The 24483-nt window shown below is 45.1% G+C and carries 18 protein-coding genes; all 18 read right to left on the reverse strand.

The window, feature by feature from the left end; genetic code table 11:
* Window positions 1-53 precede the first annotated feature (53 nt).
* The gene (locus MKY95_RS28520; protein WP_339195590.1) at window positions 54-857 is read right to left on the reverse strand and encodes an energy-coupling factor transporter transmembrane component T; all 804 of its coding nucleotides are present in this window, start codon (window positions 855-857) and stop codon (window positions 54-56) included.
* Window positions 858-859: 2 nt separating this feature from the next.
* Complete coding sequence (locus MKY95_RS28525) at window positions 860-1723, reverse strand: energy-coupling factor transporter ATPase (protein ID WP_076319664.1); 864 nt, start codon at window positions 1721-1723, stop codon at window positions 860-862.
* On the reverse strand, window positions 1708-2517 hold the full coding sequence (locus MKY95_RS28530) for an energy-coupling factor transporter ATPase (protein ID WP_339195594.1): 810 nt from the start codon (window positions 2515-2517) through the stop codon (window positions 1708-1710). The genes MKY95_RS28525 and MKY95_RS28530 overlap by 16 nt, the downstream gene beginning before the upstream one ends.
* Before the next feature lie 78 nt (window positions 2518-2595).
* Window positions 2596-3168 carry a biotin transporter BioY gene (locus MKY95_RS28535; RefSeq protein WP_036668056.1) on the reverse strand — a complete coding sequence of 191 codons (573 nt, stop codon included), beginning with the start codon at window positions 3166-3168 and terminating at the stop codon, window positions 2596-2598.
* Window positions 3169-3239: 71 nt separating this feature from the next.
* Window positions 3240-4223, reverse strand: a complete 984-nt coding sequence (locus tag MKY95_RS28540) for a zinc-dependent alcohol dehydrogenase family protein (protein ID WP_076319666.1) — start codon at window positions 4221-4223, stop codon at window positions 3240-3242.
* Window positions 4224-4448: 225 nt separating this feature from the next.
* On the reverse strand, window positions 4449-4778 hold the full coding sequence (gene cyoD, locus MKY95_RS28545; protein WP_036606914.1) for a cytochrome o ubiquinol oxidase subunit IV: 330 nt from the start codon (window positions 4776-4778) through the stop codon (window positions 4449-4451).
* On the reverse strand, window positions 4779-5399 hold the full coding sequence (gene cyoC / locus MKY95_RS28550; RefSeq protein WP_036606911.1) for a cytochrome o ubiquinol oxidase subunit III: 621 nt from the start codon (window positions 5397-5399) through the stop codon (window positions 4779-4781).
* The gene (locus MKY95_RS28555; protein ID WP_036606909.1) at window positions 5400-7370 is read right to left on the reverse strand and encodes a cbb3-type cytochrome c oxidase subunit I; all 1971 of its coding nucleotides are present in this window, start codon (window positions 7368-7370) and stop codon (window positions 5400-5402) included.
* Window positions 7371-7391: 21 nt separating this feature from the next.
* Entirely contained in the window at window positions 7392-8366 is a 975-nt protein-coding gene (gene cyoA, locus MKY95_RS28560; protein ID WP_076253565.1) for a ubiquinol oxidase subunit II, read from the reverse strand.
* Between the two features lie 318 nt (window positions 8367-8684).
* Window positions 8685-8948, reverse strand: coding sequence for a hypothetical protein (locus MKY95_RS28565; protein ID WP_036606904.1), 264 nt, complete (start codon window positions 8946-8948; stop codon window positions 8685-8687).
* Window positions 8949-9309: 361 nt separating this feature from the next.
* Window positions 9310-10671 (reverse strand): GH1 family beta-glucosidase, encoded by a 1362-nt coding sequence (locus tag MKY95_RS28570; RefSeq protein ID WP_036606902.1) that lies wholly within the window; start codon window positions 10669-10671, stop codon window positions 9310-9312.
* 16 nt (window positions 10672-10687) lie between these two features.
* Window positions 10688-13069 carry a glycoside hydrolase N-terminal domain-containing protein gene (locus MKY95_RS28575; protein WP_339195598.1) on the reverse strand — a complete coding sequence of 794 codons (2382 nt, stop codon included), beginning with the start codon at window positions 13067-13069 and terminating at the stop codon, window positions 10688-10690.
* A 189-nt stretch (window positions 13070-13258) separates the two neighbouring features.
* Window positions 13259-14944: an ABC transporter substrate-binding protein gene (locus tag MKY95_RS28580; protein WP_036607083.1), complete on the reverse strand. Its 1686-nt coding sequence runs from the start codon at window positions 14942-14944 to the stop codon at window positions 13259-13261.
* Window positions 14945-15276: 332 nt separating this feature from the next.
* Window positions 15277-16980 (reverse strand): ABC transporter substrate-binding protein, encoded by a 1704-nt coding sequence (locus MKY95_RS28585; protein ID WP_036606898.1) that lies wholly within the window; start codon window positions 16978-16980, stop codon window positions 15277-15279.
* A gap of 375 nt (window positions 16981-17355) precedes the next feature.
* Window positions 17356-19044 (reverse strand): ABC transporter substrate-binding protein, encoded by a 1689-nt coding sequence (locus MKY95_RS28590; RefSeq protein WP_036606896.1) that lies wholly within the window; start codon window positions 19042-19044, stop codon window positions 17356-17358.
* Window positions 19045-19231: 187 nt separating this feature from the next.
* Entirely contained in the window at window positions 19232-20134 is a 903-nt protein-coding gene (locus MKY95_RS28595) for a carbohydrate ABC transporter permease (protein ID WP_036606894.1), read from the reverse strand.
* Between the two features lie 15 nt (window positions 20135-20149).
* Window positions 20150-21133, reverse strand: a complete 984-nt coding sequence (locus tag MKY95_RS28600) for a sugar ABC transporter permease (protein ID WP_036606891.1) — start codon at window positions 21131-21133, stop codon at window positions 20150-20152.
* Between the two features lie 278 nt (window positions 21134-21411).
* Window positions 21412-24321, reverse strand: a complete 2910-nt coding sequence (locus MKY95_RS28605; RefSeq protein WP_036606889.1) for a glycoside hydrolase family 2 — start codon at window positions 24319-24321, stop codon at window positions 21412-21414.
* Window positions 24322-24483: the final 162 nt, after the last annotated feature.

The following is a 24483-nucleotide window of genomic DNA, read 5'->3' on the forward strand; positions in this document are numbered from 1 at the left end:
TATGAGTTTGTGATATTCATGTAGATTTGTCGGGTAAATCCTCATAGCTTACCTCACTTTCGTAATGCCAACAAAAGTGCGAAACAAAAAATGGATATGATCAGCACTTGATAGTCGAGCTTTTTGAAAGCTAACGTTCTCAGTTGCGTTCGATTCATGCCTGGGCTATATCCGCGTGCCTCAACGGCCAGTGAAGCGCTTTCGGCTTTCTGGAAAGCTAACAGAAGGATAGGGACTACAATTGGGATAAAACTTTGCAGACGACGAACGATATTACCGGAATTAAAAGAAACACCTCTTGCCCGCTGTGCCTTCATCACGTTGTCGGTTTCATTCAACAGGATTGGAATAAAGCGGATCGTCCACGAGATCATCAACGCAAATTCCTGTGTAGGAACACCCAACCGCTTGGCAGGCTTCAACAGATCTTCAATAGCCTGTGCGAGATCACCCAGCTTTGTCGTAAGTGTCAACAATGAAGCGATGACGAGAAGAAGAATGATGCGAATGGCTATATTACCTGCTTTAATGACACCCTCCTTGTAGATCGAAAACACTCCCGCTTCAAGCCATAGCTCCCCCCCTTGTGTCAGAAAAATGTGAAACACAGATGTGACAATGACTATTAGCCAAACAGGTTTCAATCCTCTAACAATATAGGAGGGTGGTATTTGCGATATAGTGACTACACACACCACAAACACCGCAGACAATACGTATGAAAGCCATGAGTTCAACAGCATGACAGACAACATGAACAGGAACGCGATGACGAGTTTAGCTCTTGGATCAAGCCGGTGAATGATGGAGTTTCTGTGGACATACTGACCAATGATAAAGGATTGAGATAAGGACATAACTACAATTCCTTCCTCTGAAAAAAATCAGCAATATATGACAAAATCCATTCTTTCTTTACCGACTCCAGCTGCAATTCAACGTTCAATTTTACATTTATGGCTTCCACGAGCTGGAGCGCTTTAGGCAGCTTTAATCCCATATCTTTCAACTCAACTTGATATTCAGTGAACAATTGGAGCGGAGTCGTATGTCTTTGCACTTGACCACGTTCAAATATAATCACTTCTTCGGCGTACTCGGCAACAGTCTCCATATCGTGCGTCACCATAATGATCGTACTCCCCTGTTCCTGCTGCCAGGAACAAAAGAGTTCCATCAGCTGCTCTTTCCCTTCCGAATCCAACCCTACGGTTGGCTCGTCGAGAATAAGTACCTCCGGGTTCATCGCTAACACACTTGCAATTGCCACTCTCCGCTTCTCTCCGCCACTTAATTCAAACGGTGATCTATTGCAGAAAGATTCGTCCAGACCTACCATGTGTAATGCATCCAAGCATGTACTACGAACTTTTTCAGCTGACCAGCCCAAGTTCTTGGGACCAAAGGAAATGTCTTTTATTACCGTATCCTCGAATAATTGATGCTCCGGAAATTGGAATACAATACCCACTTTATCGTAGAGAACGTGCGTTTTCTTTCGATCGGTTGTCATTCGAAAATCCCCTATATCAACTGTTCCATTTGTAGGTTGCAGAAGCCCATTGAGCAGCTGTACAAAAGTTGACTTGCCAGATCCCGTTTTTCCCACAACAGCAAAAATGCGATTATCGCCCATGGTGAGTGTAATGTTGCTCAATACGTTGTTCTCCAGTGGTGTTCCAACATGATACGAGAAGTCCACTTCTTTTAGTGTAATTTGCATAAATCATCCACCAAATCTTCCAGAGTGAGTGCCGAAGAAGAGTGTAGCCCCTTCCGGTTCAGTGCCTCTCTTGCCTCGACAATAAAAGGAGCCGTTATCCCGGGAAAACGCCAGTATTCGCCCTGAAACAAGGCCTCGGGCGATCCATCATAACAAATGTCACCCTGATCAAGTACAATAACCCTCGAAGATGCTGCAATCTCCTCTAAGTCATGCGTAATTGTTACAATCGTAATTCCTTGTTTATGCAACTCTCCCATCAGCAATGCAATCTGATCTTTGCCTTCCGGGTCGAGCATTGAGGTAGATTCATCAAAAACAATAACTTCTGGTCCCATAGCGAGAACTCCCGCAATAGCGATACGCTGTTTTTGCCCTCCTGATAACGAATATACATCAGAATTATAATAATCCAGCATCCCCACTTGCCTCAATGCCTCTGTTACATGACGCTCGATATCTTCAGTAGGGACACAAACGTTTTGCAGGCCGAAGGCGATATCTTCAAACACTGTAGATGCTACAATTTGATTCTCTGGATTTTGAAAGATCATTCCAATTCTCTGACGAATGATACTTAAATCATTTTCATTGGATGTCACATAATCATTAAAAGTTACTTGGCCTGTGGTTGGAAGGAGTAACCCGTTCATTAACCTAGCTATGGTGGATTTCCCTGCTCCATTCCTTCCAGCAAACGCCACATATTCACCAGAACCAATATGAAGGTTAATATCGTTTAACATTGTTGCTCGGTTTGCATAACCAAACGTTACATTGGAAAAATGAATCACTGTAGTACCTCCATCACTTGGGCGCGATTTACTTGTACAGAAGTGTTTAAGAATGTGCAGTCTCTGATTATCATAATGTTAGACCCCCGGAGTCTGCCTTTTCGTATCCTGGATCATTGTAGGACTTACCTTGAGGATTCTAACAGCAATAAGTGAAGCAAGCACTGCTTTGAGCAAGTCGCCTGGAATGAAAACAAGGTTGCCTATGATAGCCTGTGTAATTGGTACATCCGTTATAAAGGACAGGAATGGAATACCCACTGCATACACAACAAGGATTCCGCCCACGATGTTGCTCAGTAGAAAGTTCCAAAATTTAATGCCTGCAACGGATGTACGTTGAACTAACAACCCAATCACAAAAGCAGCAATCGGATAACTAAGAACATACCCGCCTGTAGGTCCAACCAGAACACCCAAGCCCCCTCTGCCACCGGACAACAATGGAGCTCCTAAACCGATCAGAACAACAAAGAGCAAGAGACTTACCCCTCCCAATCGAGCACCAAGGATACTGCCTGCCAGCATCACGCCCAGCGTTTGGACTGTAATTGGCACAGGTATAAATGGTAGTGGAATCGGAGGTAACAGTCCAAGTACTGCAATAACAGCTGCCATAATCGCAGTAAACATCATATCTTTAATCTTCACAACAAGGCCCCCAATATGAATTAGTTATTAATTACGCATCCTTTATGTTGAGTTTTTCCAAGTCTTATGTACTACTGTATTAAGAGAACCTTCCCCTCGATACCCGATTCAGCCGCTGCAATAGCCTGTTGTACATTCGTTAGTTCATACGTCGCCCCAATGTTTGTCATGACAAGCCTCCCTGCTCTGACCAACTCCATTACCTCATGAAATACCTGTTCCCAGCGTTCTTGCGTACAGCGTTCCACCCAATGTTTTAACCAGAAAAGTTTCACATGAACTTGTGTTCCCCGGGTAACTTCATGCCATAACGGTGTGATCCCCGAAAGCAGTCCTACACTGATGACCGTACCATTTGGCTTAAGGCAACTCACCAACTGTTCCCCATCTGTCCCTCCAATACAATCCACGGCTGCATCAGCACCGCACCCCTCTGTTAATTCGGTGATTCTAGCCTGGAGCAACTCTTTCGTTGTATTGATAACAGAAACTGCTCCAAGACGATACAGTTCAGCAGTATGACGATCATCTCTCGTAAGCGCAATCAATTTAAATCCATAGATTTTTGAGATCTGTGCAAAGATTCGCCCGATTGCAGATCCCCCTGCATTCACAATCAGGGTATCACCATACGTAAGCTTAAGCACCTCTGTACAGATCAACCAAGCCGTAACCGGATTAATATAGAGCTGACTTGCTGAGTGATCATCGATATCATTCGGCACAATAATCGTATGTTGCTCCAAAGTCTTCACGACGTCCTGCCAAGTATTCTCACCTTTTAGTGGCAAGACACGGCGACCCAACATTTGATTGGAAACTCCCGGCCCTACTGCTTCTACCACCCCCACACCCTCAAACCCGGGAACAGCTGGTAATCGGGTACGATGCGGGTAAGCTCCTCGAACAGGAATAATATCGGAGGGATTAATAGGTCGAGCATACATCCTCACTGCTAATTCACCGGGGCCAGGGGGTATCACATCTTTTTCTTCCATACATAACACTTCACTTGGTTCGCCAAAACGATAATAACGGATTACCCTTGCTTTCATTGGTGCATCTCCTAAAATAATTTTGCTAAAATTGCTCTAACTAAAATATTGAATATATTTCCAGAGTGTATAACAATAGTATCACTGGTAAATTATTTCATCAACGACTTATTATGATATAATACAACTTTTTTTTCATTAAAATATGCGATAACTTCTGCTTAGAAAAAAAAAGAGCCCCACAACCTTGAATTCCAAGGTCGTGAAGCTCTTTCATCATATCAATTAATGTGCAACAGCATTGTTAAGCATAATCCAGATCGAACCAATTACGATGGTCATCATAATCAGCAAACCGAAGATAAGAGCCATCACATTCCAGCGTGGTTTCTCTGTTTCACGAATATGCATGAAGAAGAAGAGTTGAACCACAAACTGAAGTGCTGCCGTGCCAAGAACAACAATGAGTGTTCCTGTTCTTTCCATCATATCATTGAGAACCACCACAAGTGGAATGATTGTCAGAACGACGGACAGAATGAAGCCGATGACATAAGACTTCAGTGAACCATGTTGCTCATGACCGTGGGAATCATGTGAGTTGTGCTCTGACATCTACATCACCCCCATGAGATAGACGATCGACAGGAGGAAAATCCATACGACGTCCAAGAAGTGCCAGTACAAGCTGATGACGTTAATTTTACCGCGAGTAACATCGGTAATACCACGTTTTTTCAGTTGTAACATAAGTCCAATCATCCAGATCAGACCAAGCGATACGTGAAGTCCGTGAGTTCCCACAAGGGTGAAGAATGCGCCAGAAGCAGCACTCGTTGTAAAGCTAAACCCTTCGTGAATCAACTCAATAAACTCATATACTTCCAGTGCGATAAAGCTTGCACCCAGAACGGCTGTAACTGCCAGCCAACTAATTAATTGTTTTACTTTGCCTTGATTCATCGCCAGTACGGCTAGTCCGCTCGTGAATGAACTTGTGAGCAAGATAAACGTTTCGGCAATAACACCAGGCATTTTGATCAATTCAGACAAAATCGGTCCGCCCGCCGTATTGTCACGCAACACAATGAAGGTTGCGAACAATACGGAGAACAGGATAACGTCGGAAATCAGGAAGAACCAGAAACCGAGAATTTTCATTTCCTGTGGATCATGATGTCCATGGTCGTGACCATGTGCATGATTCTCACCGTGCTTAGCGGCTGCTTGAGCCATCTATACCGACCCCCTTAACGACGCTTCGGTACGTTTAATTTCGTCGACCGGAATGTAATAATCCGTATCATATGAGAATGAACGGGCGATCATACAGATCCCTACGCCAGCGAGTCCGAGAATTGCCATCCACAACCATCCGAAGACAAAGCCGAAACCGGCGATGAACCAGAAGACAGACATGATGAACGGAATTCCAGAGTTCTTCGGCATATGAATCGGCTCAAGCGGTTGCTCTGGCGGATAGATGCCTTTGGCACGACGTTCTTTCTCTTCCCACCACTCATCAATATCATCTCCGCGCGGTGTAACGGCGAAGTTGTATTCAGGAGCTGGTGAAGGAATTGACCACTCCAGCGTACGGCCATCCCATGGATCGGCGGAAGCTTTGAGTGATTTGTATTTGCGAATACCGTCTGCGATTTGTGCAACTTGGAACAGGAATCCGACACCCATCAGGAATGCCCCGATTGTGGATACGAAGTTCAGTTCCCACCAGCCAGTATCCCAGCCGTATGTGCTCAGACGACGTGTCATACCCATTAGACCAACAGCGTACTGCGGCATGAAGCAGACATAGAAACCAATATTCCAAGTCCAGAATGCCCATTTGCCCAGTTTTTCTTCGAGTTGGAAACCGAACATTTTAGGCCACCAGTAGTACAGACCTGCGAAGTATCCGAAGACAACGCCACCGATCAATACTTGGTGGAAGTGGGCAATCAGGAAGTAACTGTTGTGGAACTGGAAGTCAGCAGGAGCAACGGATAACAGAACGCCTGTCATACCCCCGACAATAAAGCACGGGATAAAGGCAAGTGTCCACATCATCGGAGTCGCCATGCGAATCCTTCCTCGATACATGGTAAACAGCCAGTTGAATATCTTAACCCCTGTTGGAATAGCAATCAACATCGTAGTTACGGCGAAGAATGCATTCACGTCTGCTCCGGAACCCATCGTGAAGAAGTGATGCGCCCATGTGAAGAAGGACAGGAAGCTGATGATCAACATCGCGAACACCATCGATTTGTAACCAAACAGTTTTTTCCGAGAGAAGGTACTCACAATCTCGGAGAAAACACCGAATGCCGGCAAGACGACAATGTATACCTCAGGGTGACCCCACATCCAGATCAAGTTGATATACATCATTGGGTTACCGCCCAGATCAAGTGTGAAGAAATGCGCCCCGGCAAACCTGTCGAGGAATAACAATGCAAGTGTCACGGTCAAGATCGGGAAAGCAAACAAGATAATGATACAAGTGGAGAATACCGACCATGTGAACATCGGCATTTTCATCCATCTCATGCCTGGCGCACGCATTTTAATAATGGTAACCAGGAAGTTGATACCGGTAGCCAAGGAACCGATACCCGATATCTGTATACCCCATATATAGAAGTTCTGTCCTACCCCGGGACTGTGTGACAGCTCCGATAGAGGCGGATAACTCAGCCATCCTGCATCCGGTGAACCACCGATAACGAATGACAGGTTAAACAGCATTGCTCCCAGGAAGAATAACCAGAAGCTCAGTGCATTCAGGAACGGGAACGCAACGTCCCTTGCTCCGATCTGTAATGGCACGATAACGTTAAATAGACCAAACATAAATGGCATCGCCATGAACAAGATCATGATCGTACCGTGAGTTGTAAAGACCTGATTATAATGCTCAGGATTCAGAAATTCATTGTTAGGCATAGCTAGCTGAAGGCGCATCATTAGCGCATCCACACCACCACGGAACAACATGATAATGGAAGCAATGATATACATGATACCGATCTTTTTGTGATCGACAGTCGTTAACCAGTTACGCCAGAGCCAGCCCCATTTTTTGAAATAAGTTAGCACCGCTACAATAGTAATCATGGTAATTCCGATAGCTACCATCGCACCATAAATGAGCGGATCACCGGTTACGAAAAACTCCGATGCAAACTCTTTAAGTCCCTCTAACATTGGGGGCCTCCTTTCGAATCTTTAGTTAGCACTCTCGTCCTCGTCTTGATTGGACGTATCAGTTGCATTTTGAATGGCTCCAGAAGCTTCTTTTGAAGTTCCATGCTTACTGTGAGCACTTTGACCATCTACTACATACTTGGTCACAATATTTTGGAACAATCCTTCTGGGAAGGCAGAATAATAAGCAACGTTGCTTGTGCCTGGCTCAGCCAGTGCTTTGTAACCTTCTGTAGTCAACGCCTGAGAACTCTGTTTCACTTCAGCTACCCAATTGTCAAAATCTTCGTCCGATGTAGCATTCACATCAAAACGCATTTCTCCAAAATGCTCACCTGTGAAGTTAGCGCCTGAACCCCAGTACTTGCCTTCATGATCTGCCTGCAGATACAAGGTCATCGCCATACCCGACATCGTATAAATCTGTCCTCCAAGTTGCGGAATCCAGAATGAGTTCATCGGTGAATCCGCAGTGAGTTCAAATTTCACGGGCCGGTCTGCCGGAATATTCAACGTATTAACCGTTGCAATTCCTTGTTCTGGATACATAAACAGCCATTTCCAGTCCAGTGAAGACACTTGGATGGTAATTGGTGCTTTCTCGTGAGCCAACGGCTTCGAAGGTTCCAGAACATACGTGTAACGAATCGTTACAATTGCAAGTATTCCAATAATAATAATTGGAATGGTCCACCATACAACCTCCGCTTTGGTGCTATGAGCCCAGTTAGGTTCATATGCTGCTTTGTTGTCCGGTTTCTCACGGTAACGCCATACGATTACGGCAGCCAAAATGAGTACTGGCACAATAATGACAGCACACAAAATTGTCGAGATGACAATCAAATCTCTCTGCGAAGCGCCAATTGGCCCCTTCGGATCCAGAACAACGTACTGTCCGCCTGCCAGCATTGGCCAGACAATCAATGCAATTGTAACCAACGTCAGGACAACCGGAATGATAATCCGGATTAGCGACCTAGGTTTCTTGTTCATTTTGATCCCCTCTCCTTAAATTCGCTCATACTGAAAAATCAGTATACTACTCTCTTCCTACTAAAGATATCAGAAATGAACAACTTTTTTGTTCTTGTTAACAAATTTGTCGATTTTACACCTTAAATGTGTGAATTTTTTCTCACAAATCGCTTGCATGCTTGATATTTGTACTTCGTAATCTTTACACATCAAGTCACAAAATAAAACCCTTTGCAGTCCCGTTGAACAGTGTCAACGAATCCGCAAAGGGCTTTATTGACTGGATTCCGGGAACTTATCCAGTCTTATTATGAACGAATTAACGCAGGATTATAATCAATCGGCGCCTTCGTCTTCCCGGCGTGTATGAACAAGGCCAATCGCTTTGGCAATAACGTAAATAAACACACTACCTACAAGGAATCCAATACCAACCATCAAGCCAAGATTACGATCATTAAATTCGTTCAGATTGATCAGACACATGATCACTCCCGTAATGAGTGCGACCCATGCCAGAACTGTCATCGTCAAGACGGCGCGCCGCATATTTTTGTCTTTGCGCTCCAATTGGCTGACCATTGCTGTCTTCGATGCCATAGTAAACACTTCCTTTTCCCTTTTTGTAAGTGCTTTCCTTATACCAATATACCACATCAGTATGATTTTTAGTCAACAAATGTTCAAATTTTATTCGCAATTTGGACACTTTATTTTCATTTCGACCATTGACAAAACATTATTAAATTCTTTCATACTTCTTATAACCCAAAAAACGTCTCTTCATAACAGGAACTGCACTTGACCTTATGAAACCTTTATGAACTACTCATTTCCAACGGTAAAAACAAAAAAAAAAGACGGCACATTGGAATACTCCAATGTTACCGTCGTTCTCAGCTTTAATAAGGGAACCATATATAATGTGGACCTGCTCTACCCTTAAAACCTGCCACCCAAACTATTGGGGATTATGTTCGTTCCGTGTCTCCAACCAATTATTCTTGATGACGCTCTGATACCAGTAATAACTCTCCTTCGGTGTTCTCACGAGTGAACGATAGTCCATATGAACAAGACCAAAACGCATTCGGTAGCCTTCTGCCCACTCGAAATTATCCATCAGTGACCATGCCATGTACCCTTTCAGGTTAATCCCGTCATTAATGATGCGGTGAATTTGGGCCAAATGCTGCTCATAATATGAAATCCGGCGATCATCGTTAATCTTCCCGTTCTCCAGGTCATCATTGATGCAGGCACCATTCTCTGTGATATATACATCCACATTGCCGTACTTTTGCAAGTAATGCATAAATTCATACAAACCACGTGATTCCACAGGCCAGCCAATATCAGTTTTGGTGAGGCCCATATCAACTTCTTCCGATTGCAGAGCACCTGCCTCCGGATTGAAGCGATTGATGCCCATCGTGTAATAGTTAATGCCGAGCAGATCGATCGGTTGCGAGATAATCTCCATATCGCCTTCCTGAATTGGCACAGTAGCCCCCGCTTCTGCGAACCAATCCACCATAAACTGCGGATATGAACCTTTGTAGATTGGATCAAGGAACCAATCGGTATTAAGCGCAATTGATCGGTCACACGCAGCTTGGTCCTCGGGGGATTTGCTGTACGGCTCAGCCCAGCACACGTTCGGAGCAATACCAATCTGACCGGTTGTTCCCAAGCGACGGAAAGATTGAACAGCTTTACCATGAGCAACCAGCAATCCATGAGCAACATTGATTGAAGTTTGCAGGTCTTTGTTTCCTGGCGCATGAATCCCGAGAAGGTTCGACAGGAACGCGATACACCATGGTTCGTTGAATGTCAGCCAGAAGTTGATTTTGCCAGAGAATTCTTTGAAGATCACTTCGGCATATTTCACAAAAGCATCCACAGTTCTGCGGTTACCCCAGCCCCCGTCATCCTCCAGCGTTTGCGGAAGATCCCAGTGATACAGTGTGAGGAACGGTTCAATTCCAGCCTCGATCAATGCATCCACGAAGCGGTGGTAGAAGTCCAGTCCTTCCCGATTGATCTCTCCATCTCCGTCAGGAATAATGCGCGGCCACGCAATGGAGAACCGGTACGTATTAATCCCGAGTTTCTTCATCAGTTCGATGTCTTCCTCGTAACGGTGGTAACTGTCACATGCGACATCCCCATTGTCTCCGTTATATACCTTGCCAGGTGTGCGCGCAAACGTATCCCAGATGGATACCCCGCGTCCACCTTCCTGTGCCGCTCCTTCTATTTGATAGGAAGCTGTTGCTGTACCCCAGCGAAAATCTTGCGGAAATTTAAAAATCGTCATGGTTTACTCCTCCGTCTCATGATGACACGCGGATCGTCTGTCCTGCGGTCATGGTTAAAATAATTACATAATCGCCCTGAGGCGTAAGCTCTGCCTTGGCTTGTTCATGTCCTTCCACTCGCAGCGGATAAGCACTGCGAAGGGTCAACGACTCATTTCGATCTGCCTTAATAACCGCTGACACAAGCTTGTTGTCCGTCCACGTTATTGCTACCGTATAACCACCTCTTGCACGAAGCCCTTCAACACGACCTTGAGTCCAGAGGTCAGGCAATGCCGGAAGTAAATGTAACTCGTTCAAGTGGCTCTGCAACAACATCTCGGCCATGCCAGCCGTGCCTCCAAAGTTACCATCGATCTGGAACGGCGGATGGTCATCAAACAGATTCGGATGTGTGGACCGGGCCAGCAACGTGCGCACAAACTGATGTGCCTGGCTGCTATCCAGTAGTCGTGCATACAGATTGATCAACCATGCACAGCTCCATCCTGTATGCCCGCCACCTTGTGAGATACGACGTTCAAGTGATACCCGTGCTGCTTCTACCAATTCCGGTGTGTGTACTCGATTGATCTGCTCTCCCGGATACAGTCCATACAGATGGGAGACGTGACGATGCCCTGGCTCGGATTCGGCAAAATCCTTAAACCACTCCAGCAATTGTCCTTCGCTTCCAATTCGGAATGGATAGAGTTTCTCCAGAGCCTCACTCCACTCGCTTGCCAACGACTCATCTATATTTAGTTGCTTCGCGGCCTCAATACAGCGGCTGAACAGTTCACGACTTAACGTCATATCCATCGTTGAAGCCATGGATATACTGCGTGCCTCCCCAGCATCTGTGAGAAACTTATTCTCTGGTGAAGTGGATGGAATCGTAACCAGATAACCATCGGGCCCTTCCACCAGCCAATCGAGACAGAACAGCGCCGCCTCTTTCATGATGGGATACGCACGTTCCTCAAGAAAACGCTGATCCCCGGTAAATTGGTAATGCTCCCATAGATGCGAGGTCAGCCACACGCCACCCATCGGCCAGAAAGCCCAGCTTGCATCTCCACCTGTCGGTGTAGAGGTTCTCCAGATATCCACGTTATGATGGGCAGTCCATCCACGGGCTCCATACAGAATCCGCGCCGTTCTTCGTCCTGTATCACTGAGATCGGTCAGCATATCAAACAGCGGCTCATGACATTCACTGAGATTGCAGACTTCCGCTGGCCAGTAATTCATCTCCGTGTTGATGTTGATCGTGTAGTCACTGTGCCATGGCGGCTCTACCTGATGATTCCAGATTCCCTGCAGATTGGCAGGCTGGCTGCCCGGACGCGAACTAGCCATTAACAGATATCTTCCATATTGAAAATAAAGTGCCTCCAGTCCAGGGTCTTGTTGCCCTGTCTGATAAGCCTGCAGCCGCTCATCTGTAGGTAATTCGCCGTTAGCCGATACCCCTAAATCAATAGAGACTCTGTTAAACAACGCGCTATGATCTTGAACATGTCGGCCACGAAGCGCTTCCGCGCCATGTGTGGTCGCTTTGGAGATCATCTCCTTGCATTCCTCTTCCAATACAAGATGATCCTTAACAGGTAACACATCGTAACTCTCAAAGGAGGTAGCCGCTGCCAGATAAAACACAACCTGATCAGCACCCTGAATATGTAACTTGCCTTCCAGATTGGAGACCTTCACCTGATCGCCAGATGCCGTAAACGCTACACGAACAGCATAAGCCGTCCCCCGATCCTCTTCATAGAGAACGGATTCCGGGTGATCTCTGAAGTAATTGGACTCCACATGACTTGGGCACCGACTGAACATGGTTAGAGCATCTCCCGAAGTCTCAACGCGATAAGGATGGGGACTGTCTAGCGTAATACTTACACTCACAGCGCCCTTCTGATCAGCAGTTAATGTGCAGACCATTAGATCATCCGTAGCACTGGAATACACTTCACGTACGTATTGAGTTCCTTCCAATGAGTAGGTTGTGGTTGCAATACCTGATTCCAGATCAAGCTCCCGTTCAAATGCATCATATGAAAGATCATCCAGACCCTCATGGTGCAATAGAAAATGACCCATCGGCTGGTAGGCCTCTACATCACGACCAAGCATTTCACGGTTCAATAAATCCTCAGCTTCACCATACTGCCCAGACATGATCAACTCTCGCGTCTGTTTCAAATACCGCTGACTGCTGTATTGAATCGTATCCCGTGGAAACCCTGACCATAATGTATCTTCATTGAGCTGAATTCGTTCATCTGCTGCGCCTCCGTACACCATGCCTCCAAGACGGCCGTTTCCGATGGGCAATGCTTCTTCCCAGCGTTTTGCCGGTTGTTGATACCATAGACGATTGATTTTAGGTTCGTTATTGTGTTGGGACATGTTTAGCTCCTGTTCCTAAATAAGCAGTATATTTCTTATGTCATAAAACGTTTTCGGTAAGTGCTTACAATAATAAAATTATATGTGATTTCAAAATTTGCGTCAATGCAAATCATCACATCATTCCACAAAAAAAGGCCCCATATAGGGCCCTTTCCTTGTGTAACCATGGATCGCAGACAATCCATATTATTTTACGTCTTTTCCTGTCCACAGAGAGACACGTTCCTTAACCCAAACCGTAAATTGTTTCTCCATTTCAACTGCACCCGCTTTGTCCAAATCAGCCAGTAAAGCATCATAGGTTGCATCAAAGTTTGCTGGTGTAGTCAGAACAGCTTCCGGAATCCGTTTACGGATGATATCCTGCGTTTTCTGGAACGTTACCTCATAGTCTGTACCGGAAGGTACGGACATGTTATACGCTGCGCCCCAATCCTTAACTGGCAGATCTTCTTCAGCCGGATAGAACTCTTTCCAAGTCGTGATACCATAAGCTTTCAGCGTTTCTTTCTCTGCAGCCGTGTAACCAGCTACAATCTGCTCAGGGAAGTTTGTTGTGTAGTAGTTATCCGTAGAATCTTTTACACCATCACCGTATCTTGCGCTAAATATGTTATACATCCCAATTCCTGTTTCCTTACTGAAATTGGAGTTGTCATTCGTTTTGCGGTCTTGAACGTCTTCTGGAATCACGCGTTTACCATCTTCTACGTTGTAATGTTCACCTTCGATACCCCAGTTTCTCAGAACTTGTCCTTCATCGGAAGCAAGCCAATCCATGAATTTGATGATACGCACTGGATCTTTGGCCGAAGTTGTAATCCCGATGCCATAACCGTCAAATCCGGCTGGTTGGAACGTGTGATCCACAATCTCATCGTTAAGTGATACAGAGAAGTGAGCGTATGTGGCATCATCCTTACCCGATGATTTAAGCGCGTTCTCTGCTTCTTGATAGTTCCACTCTTGGTCAATCAGACCGAGGACACGGCCGCTGGCAATTTTGGACTTGTATTGGTCATCCTTTTGAACAAAGGCATCTTTGTCCAGTAGGCCTTCATTGTACATTTTATTCAACCAGCGGAAATATTCTCTTTCCTCTGGACGTTTGTAGTGCAATTTTGCTTCATACGTTTCAGGATCAATGTAATATTCACCATCATCCGGTGCACCTGTTGCCTGGAAAGCCGGATTCGTTACCGTGATCATGATTTTCCAATCATCTGCATTCAATGTTAATGGAATGGTTGGTTGACCATCAATGGTTGGATGTTTTTCATAATAAGCTCTGAGTACATTTTCGTAATCCTCAAGTGTCTTCACTTCAGGGTATCCAAGCTCTTTCAATACTCTTTGCTGAATTTCAAATCCACCTGTAGCGTCAAACGTAACATTATCAACACCCATATTGGTTGGAATGGTATAGATCGCTTGATCTTCCAAACTGTATTTCAAACGGTTCATCTGTTCCCCATAGATTTTTTTCAGATTGGGAGCATGCTCCTCAATCAGATCCGTGAGATCCAGCATCGCGCCTGCATCCACAAGCTTAGATAAGTTACCTTTAGGGTAGATCATATCAGGAAAGTCACCACTGGCAGCCATTAGTGCAATCTTCTGGTTACCACCATCGTTTACATCATACTCTGCTTCAATGGTAACGCCTGTTTGCTCCGTAATCTTTTTACCAACAGCATCTTGCATCTTGTTCCAGGTCGGACTAGCATCCGCCCCGAAGAATGTAACTGTGATCGGTTCGGTTCCGCTGGACTCCGAAGTCTCTTTGGTTCCCGAATTCCCACAACCAGCTGTAACCAACATTGCACTTGCGAGCATCAACATTGCAAACGTCTTGGGTGTATTGCCTTTCATTTTGCCTCTCATTGTCTAGTTCCCCCTATTATTTATGAAGGTTTTATCTGTATAACAGGCTTTATGCCTGAGGATACCACTTTTTTGAATGCGCTTTCGGTATCGTTCATTCCGACGTATTTACTGAAGCTGACGTTTCGATTCTGCCAAAAGAAAGATTCTTCTTCTAACGGACGTAAAACGTTTTCGTAAATGGAATAAACCGCTTACTGAAAGTGCTTACATGATAGATTATAGGCTATCCATCTCCTCACGTCAACAATAAAAAAAGCCCTTTCTCAAGGGCTTTTTTTGCTATGAAAATCCTTAACTTTAATGCTTGGTTTTCAAGCTTATTTCACATCTTTTCCAGTCCAAAGAGCTACACGTTCTTTGATCCAAACCGTGTATTGTTTCTCCATCTCCACTGCACCCGCTTTATCGAGTTCAGCCAGAAGACTATCATATACGCTGTCGAAGTTCTCAGGTTTGGCAAGGATCGCTTCTGGAATACGTTTACGTACAATATCCTGTGTTTTCTGGAACGTTACGTTGTAATCCGTGTCAGATGGTACAGGCATGTTGTATGCTGCACCCCAATCTTTCAGCTTCAGATCATCGTCGGAAGGATAGAAATCTTTCCATGTTGTAATACCATAGGCTTTCAACGTTTCCTTCTCAGCGGCAGTGTAACCAGCTTGAATCTGTTCAGGGAAGTTCGTTGTATAGTAGTTATCCGTGGCATCTTTCACACCATCACCGTATCTGGCGCTAAATATGTTATACATGCCTACGCCTGATTCTTTGGTAAAAGCAGAGTTATCATTGGTTTTGCGATCCTGTACGTCAGCCGGAATGATGCGTTTCCCATTCTCGACTTGGTAATGTTGGCCTTCAACGCCCCAGTTTCTCAGGACCTGACCTTCATCGGAAGCAAGCCAATCCATGAATTTGATAATACGTACCGGATCTTTGGCCGAAGTTGTGATTCCGATACCATAACCGTCAAATCCTGTCGGTTGGAACGTATGATCCACAATATCCTTGTTCAGGGATACGGAGAAGTGGGCATATGTTTTGTCTCCACCGTTAGATGATTTCAAAGCATTCTCCGCCTCACCATAGTTCCACTCTTGGTCAATTAGACCAAGTACACGGCCACTGGCAATTTTGGATTTGTATTGGTCATCCTTTTGAACAAATGTATCTTTGTCAAGCAGACCCTCATTGTACATTTTGTTCAACCAACGGAAATATTCCTTTTCTTCAGGGCGTTTGTAGTGTAGAACGGCTTCATAGGTCTCAGGATTAATATAATACTCACCATCATCCGGTCCACCCGTAGCTTGGAATGCAGGGTTCGTTACCGTAATCATAATTTTCCAGTCATCTGCATTCAATGTTAACGGAATCGTCGGTTGACCATCAATCGTTGGATGTTTTTCATAATACGTTCTCAGTACGTTCTCGTAGTCCTCAAGCGTTTTTACTTCAGGGTAGCCAAGCTCTTTCAATACTCTTTGTTGAATTTCGAATCCGCCCCTAGCGTCAAACTCAACGTTATCTACACCCATATTCGTCGGGATCGTGTAAATGGCTTGATCTTCCAAACTGTATTTCAGACGGTTCATCTGATCACCATAGATTTTTTTCAAGTTGGGAGCATGCTCCTCAATTAGATCGGTCAGGTCCAGCATCGCGCCTGCATCCACAAGCTTAGACAAGTTGCCTTTAGGATAGATAATATCAGGGTAATCACCACTGGCAGCCATCAAAGGAATCTTTTGGTCACCGCCATTATTCACATCATACTCAGCTTCAATTGTAACTCCCGTTGCCTTAGTAATTTCTTGACCGACAGCATCCTTCATGTTATTCCAGTTCGGACTCGCGTCTGCACCAAAGAATGTAAAGGTCACTGGACTGGTTGTATCTCCGGAATCAACCGGTTTCTCTGAAGCGTTAGTTCCTCCTCCACTGCCGCTGCATCCTGCTGTAATTGCAAGAGCACTGGCTAACAGAAGCATTGCGAATGTTTTTGGTGTTTTGCCCTTCATGTGTAATCCCCCTTATGGATATTAATGAAGCTGTATATTTGTATAACAGGTTGACCTGCAAATACCGTAACCAGATGAAACAAATGTAATTTTCTTGTTTTTATAACATTAGAAGCGTTTTCTTAAAAATAAAAAAATGTTCTTCTTGCCTTATTTCCTCTTCATTCTGCAAATGTTTACTTTGAGATTCAGGTGTATGCCACGTGTTGTACAAGCAAATGTAAGTGCTTTCATAATTGAATAATAATCGCTCCTATATCCCTTGTCAATAGTGAATTTATAAAATTGAAAACGTTTTTTAGAAAACGTTTTAGATAAAAAAAGAACCCAAATATTCTGGGTTCTTTTTCGTTTTAGATCTGAATTGCTAATCGTTTATTTAGCCTCTTCACCGCTCCACAATTGAACACGGTTTTGAACGAGTTCTGTATATTGTTTCTCCATATCCTCTGCTCCTGCTTGGTTCACTTCTGCAATCATGCCGTCATAGATCGCATCGAACTGTTCAGGAGTACTCAGAATGGCTTCCGGGATACGTTTCCGAATGATATCCTGTGTTTTCTTGAAGATGACGTTGTAGTTGGAATCACCTGGTGTTGGCAGATTGTATGCTGCTCCCCATGGTTTGATTGGGAACTCATCTTCACTCGGGAACAGATCTTTCCACGTCGTAGCACCGTAAGCTTTGAGTGTTTCTTTCTCTGCATCGGAATATGCTGCCACGATCTGTTCAGGGAAATTCGTAGTGTAGTAGTTATCCGTTGAATCCTTCACACCGTCTCCATAGTGACCAGACATATTGGTGTACAGACCGATACCCGTTTCTTTCTGGAATACAGCTGCATTATTGGTTTTCTGATCCAGAATGTCGGCAGGAATGACACGTTTGCCGTCCTTCACTTCATACTGTTTGCCCTCAATTCCCCAGTTCATCAGCACTTGCCCTTCTTCAGAAGCCAGGTAATCGAAAAATTTGATCGTACGAACCGGGTCAGGATTCGATGTTGTAATCCCTACACCCCAACCGGATACAAAACCAGGGTCTTGGTAGGCATGATCCTTGATATCCTCGGACAGGGTTACCGGGAAGTGTGAATACGTTGCTTCAGTCTTACCAGCGGATTTCAATGCATTTTCTGCATCGGAATAACCCCAATCCTGGTCAATGACACCCAGAACACGTCCACTTGCAATTTTGGATTTGTATTGGTCTGTTTTCTGGATAAAGCTGTCCTGATCCAGCAATCCAGTGTTGTACATATGGTTCAACCAGCGGAAGTACTCTTTTTCCTCTGGACGTTTGTAATGCAGACTTGCTTCATACGTCTCTGGATCGATATAGTATTCACCATCATCCGGAGCTCCTGTTGCCTGGAAGGCAGGGTTCGTTACAGTAATCATGATTCTCCAATCATCCGCGTCCAGTGTTAACGGGATCGTTGGCTGACCATCAATCGTTGGGTGTTTCTCTTTGTACGCCTTCAATACATTCTCGTAATCCTGAAGTGTACGTACTTCCGGGTATCCGAGTTCTTTCAGTACACGGTGCTGAATGCCAAATCCACCACCTGCATCAAAGTACTTTTGGTCTACCGCATAATACGTTGGCAGCACATAAATAGCCTGATCTTCATTACTGTATTTCAACCGGTCCATGTAATTACCATACAGCTTCTTCAGATTGGGAGCATATTGGTCGATCAGATCTGTCAGATCGAGCATTGCTCCGGCATCCACCAGTTTGCTGAGTTCTCCTTTGGGGGAGACAATATCCGGATAGTCTCCGCTCGCCGCCATTAAGGATATTTTATCTTGACCACCACTAACGGCAAATTCACCGTTAAGGGTTATCCCTGTTTTTTCCGTAAGGACTTTACCTACTTCATCCTTCATGCCATTCCAGTTCGGACTGGGGTCAACGCTGAAGAAATCAAAAGTAAGTGGAGTTGTCTCTGCGCTTGTATCCTTGAACGACGTATCACTGCCGCTTCCTCCACCGCAACCTGCGAGTAAAGACATTGCAAGCACTGGTGCCAGTGCAATCTTCATTTTGGAACTTGCCATAATGGTAATCCTCCCTGTTTCATATGTCTGTCTTATCCGGGACTTTTTTGTCCCTGTCTATAGCTTCATGAATACCACACCGCAGCCCTATACGGTGAAGCGCAGACCACATGGCTGCGCTTCGGGTATCCTGATGCTTCATTTGTAGATGTACGGCCGCTCTATGTGGCAGCCTGTACCCAATTGTTTAACCTTTTACTGCGCCCAGTGTCATACCACCAACAAAGTACTTCTGAAGGAATGGATATACAATGAGGATTGGAACCGTTACAACGATCGTAATCGCCATTTTGATCGATTCCGGTGAAATCTGTGTCATTTGCTGCGCCATATCATTGGCATTTCGTCCAGCACCTGAGCCCTGCTGTGTACTTTGCAATACTTTCATCAGCTCATATTGGAGCGTGGTCAAATGTGCCTTTGAACCATTATACAGGTACGTATCGAACCACGCATTCCATTGACCTACAGCCAGGAACAATGCGATGGTAGCAAGCACTGGTTTACACAGTGGCAAGATGATTCTGTAATAGATTGTAAAGTCATTCGCTCCGTCCAGCTTCGCGGATTCCTGCAATGAGTATGGCAGGCCATCAATGAATGAACGGATAATGAACACGTTAAATGCACTGATCATGCCAGGCAATACATATACCCAGAATGTACCGATCAGGTTCAAGTCACGCATCAGAATGTACACCGGAATCAGACCACCGGAGAAATACATCGTGAGCGCGAGCGTTGTGGAAACAAATTTTCTAAGTCCAAAATCAGGTCTGCTCAGTGTAAAGGCGATCATGGATGAACTGATCAATCCGAGCACGGTACCTACAAGTGTACGCAGAATGGAGATCTGCAAACCTTGTAACAATCCATCATATTGGAAAATCGTTTTGTAGTTCTGTAATGTGAATTCGCGAGGCCACAAGTAAATTCCGCCACGTACTGTATCTGTCGAGTTATTGAGTGAGATGGCTAGTACGTTAAGGAATGGATAAAGTGTTACAACCAGCACCATGGTCATCGCGAGGATGTTGAATATATCGAACAGTTTATCGCCCCGAGTAGCATTGAATGCTTTGTTCGCCATAATGTCGTCCCCTCCCTACATGATGCTTTCTTTTGTGAATTTTTTGAACAAGCCGTTCGCAGTAAACAGAAGGATGATACTGACAACGGAGTTGAATATACCTATGGCTGTACCATACGAGAATCGTCCCATATTCAAACCATAATTGAGCGCGTATAGATCAAGTACTTCCGAGTAGTCTGTGACCAGACTGTTGCCAAGCAAGAACTGCTTCTCGAAACCGATACTGATAAGATGTCCAATCGACATGATGAAAAGTACAGAAATCGTGGTCCGTATGCCAGGCAGCGTAATATGCCACATCTGTCTCCAGCGGTTGGCTCCATCTACACGGGAAGCTTCATACAACTCATTGTCGATACCTGTAATCGCCGCCAGATAGATGATGGCATTCCAACCGGTTTCCTTCCACATATCTGAAGCGGTTACAATGTACCAGAACAAGTTCCCCTTGGCCATGAATTGGATTGGCTGATCGATAATGTTCAGTCCTACCAATAGATCATTGATAATCCCTCCATCGGTGGAGAGCATCTTCGTAATGATCCCGGCTACAACAACCCAGGATACAAAGTGAGGCAGATATGATACCGTTTGCACGGCACGTTTGAAGAACATGCCTCTCATTTCATTCAGGAGAATAGCGAAGAATATCGGTACGATAAAACCGACAACTAGTCCCATCAAGCTCATTGCAAGCGTATTACGAAGTACCAGATAGAAACGATCATCACTGAACAGCTCTACAAAGTGTTTAAAACCAACCCACTCTTGATCACCAAATGATCTGGCAGGTTTATAATTTTGGAAAGCCATCGTCCATCCCCATAGTGGCAGATAGTTAAATACGAAAACCCAAGCTACGAATGGCAATGACATGAGATAGAGATATTTCTGCTGTTTCATTCTGTCCCAAATTCCGTTCCGCCGATTCTTTAAAGGCGGTTTGGGGTCACTGCTTCTGTTCGCGGAAGCGGATTTTTTTGTTAGCGTTTCCATCTCCGTTCCCCCTCCTCTGTTTTATAAAATAATCATACTCGATAGAGCGTTTTCAAAATACCATCTGGATTTTAGAGAAAATCATATAAAAATTAGATATAGACATATATAATCAGACATTAATTCGTTAAAATCAGTGATAAATTATACTTTTAAATGATATAAAAGTAATATTAAGGTAAAATACTATTGGAAGTGGTAAATATCGAAAACGTTTTATAGTAATCGTTTACTTCAACTACATGTCATGCAAAAAGGACCCTTTCGGGTCCCTATGATTACAATGTAAATTGAATGGTTTGCAGTTTAACGATGCCGAGTAGTTGCGCTACGGATATGGAGGTTGCTGGACGGAATTGATCTCCATTCAGATAGGCAAGTATCTCCTTAAATAAGTAGGCGGCTTCCGGACGCTTCATTACAGCCAGATTGGCAAACGGAAGTGAGGATACCAAAATCTTGCCCTTCCCTACTTTTGCCTCAAAGGCATAAGCGAGTCGTTTGGCCCGATGGAAATGGTCCAGCACTTCGATCAGCGGCTCAACCCCGGGCAACGTATCCAAACATATCGCTGGTGTACCGTTCACCAAGTGATACCAATGCCAGTCCGAAGCCCCATCATGCGGGAAGGTGCCTAGTAGTGCTAGCCGATCTCTCAGATACATGCCCATCGTTGCACCAGGCTGCGTAGCAAACATCAGGTAATTCCAGAATACAGGCAGATACTTGGTCTCCACTGAATCATATAACCCTTCTGCGGTTGGCTGTAGCCAAACACTTCCCCCGTTGACCACATAATCAACGACATTGGGTGTTAACGACTGAACGATAACCAAGTCAATCTCCCGATTTTTCAACAACTGGAATCCATCGATGCGATCTACGCAATCATCATGCGCTTCACCTAGGAATGGCTTCAACTCTGCCACGGTATTCCAGAACCGATTCGAACTCGGATGAGACTGATAAAAAGGAAACGACCAGCCATGCCATACATTCGCTACAGTTCTTTCCAAATCGCCTGATATCAGCTCCGCCTCGATCCGAAAAGCTGCTGCCCCTTCATGAGGAGCGGTAGCGACGATACTTCCCAGTGATATGACAGACCCACATTGGATATTTCCGGTCTTCCATTCCCCTTCATTAAGTATCACATCATTGCTTATTAACCTCCACTGAATGACCGCGTCCTCAAGCGGCTCCTTACCGTAGTGAGAGATGCGTACATCGACATGAATGGATTCTCCGGCGTAAAATGTACGCTCTTTGCAGCTTAACAACAGCACCACATCTGCGTTGAAACACATGAATTCTTCTGGTGTTGTAATGCCTTTGTCATCCCAAAACACATCCAGAATGCCCGTCGTAGCATGTCCCTGTCCTGGAAAATCGCGAATGTCCAGAAGTTGTACGCCCGCAGCGTCCGGTGTTCGCCGAATCCGCTCCATGGCTTCTTTTAAGGAACGTACCAGATGGGTACCACTGACCTGTTGAAAATGCTCCAGATCCTCGATCATGCCTTTGTTTGTTAACGATTCTTCGATCGGTCGTAACCAGCTAGGACGCAATACGCCAGTATACTTCGCTCGCTCTTGGGGCCGCACATACATGGTGTACTGTGCATGTTCGTGCCCAATGACGGGATGCTCCGCGAGCCGAGTGACTGCATGATAGTCCAGCGTGGTATCCGGCACAGCAGAATATGCGGATTCCAACGGGGGATGCCAGTTCAACGACTGAATATAATAATCACCTTCCCGCCCTTGCGCCGGAAGCTGTCCAAAACCTGTATTGTCCGTATATAACCGGGTCGGGTCCATATCCCTTGCCCTTGAGACCAATGCATTGAGTTCTGGGTGGCCATTCGGACCAATAAGTTCATTCCCCATGGAGAACATGACGAATGAAGGATGTCTATGCAGCGACTGAAGCAACCCGTCCAGTTCTTGTGTCAGATAGGACAATACTTCAACTGGCGCAGACTGATCCGATTGCTCAAAGAAACGAGACCAATGGGGAAGTTCAGCCTGCACCAGCATGCCCGCTTCATCAGCAGCATCCCAGAAAGGCTCCGGCGCGCTCCACCCATGCAGTCGGACATGATTGAAGCCATACGATCTGGCGATTCGAAATTGCTGAAGATAATGCTCCTTGTCCCAGACGGGATAACCCGTCAGTGGAAAGATACAGCAATCGACGTATCCACGCAAATATACTGGTATCCCATTCAGTTCAAGCTGCTTCCCGTTTGTTGCAAAGGAACGTACACCAAACGATTGCTCCAGCCGATCCAGTTCCCGTTCACCGTCATAGAGACGGATCATAGCCTTGTATAATTCAGGAGATTCATCCGACCATCTTGCGATAGACTTTTCTGTTCCAAGTTCCAATCGCCACTGAGTTATTACAGCGTTACTTTCAGTTAAACCTGGTGAGCTTATATCCACATGTGATGGATCACTCAGATTCACATTACAACTATATCGATCAAGCCAGGTGCCGTCCGGTTGCTGGATATCCACATGTAATTGCATCGATCTAGCGGAATCATCTGCGGGAGCGCTTACAGTACAATCAATCAGAAGAGTTCCAGTTTCAGCATCTGGTTGAATACGTAACGTCTGTAATCGGCATGGGGGCAGACTGTCCAGATAAACACCACCCGTGATGCCACCCCAGGCTGTGGCCGTATGCAATGAATGAATATGGCTACCCGCCAGCGGAAGTTTCATCGTATTGTCCACGCGGATCTCCACACGATTCACTTCTCCCTGCTTCACCAGAGAGGTAACATCCCACTTCTGTTGATTCACCAGACTATCCTGCTGCCCGGCATACTGTCCATTGATCCAGAGATACGTTGTCCATCGGACACCTTCCAATCTGAATACATAGTGGCATCCAGGATCGTCTGATGGAACATGAACATCCTGAGCATACCAGGCTGAGCCTTCAAATTCGCGTACCTTGGTCCAAGTATCGAGCCTTTCGTATTCAGGCTCATCTCCGTATCCTTGCTCTTCCCATGAACCGGGAATCTGAATGGTCTCCCATGATGTATTTTTACACTGTGAAGGCGGTAATATCTCTTGTTCAACGAGTATATCGGACTCCAGATCCAAACAAAACTGCCATGTTCCATTTAAGTTCAATGTATGACGTACAGCGCCTATATCAGACAAATTCATATCGTATAGCCATCCCTTCATCTGGATTCTTGTAAATCCAGTCTAAAATGTGAAACATTCGGTGACCATTGCTTATCATGGGAAGTGCATGGACAATATGATGAATCTGGAAATTTCTCAGGAGTATCGAAAACGTTTTACACAATAGGCAGGGGCAAAGCC

Origin of the sequence: Paenibacillus sp. FSL P4-0176 (assembly GCF_037975265.1) — a bacterium.
Classification (GTDB): Bacteria; Bacillota; Bacilli; order Paenibacillales; family Paenibacillaceae; genus Paenibacillus; species Paenibacillus amylolyticus.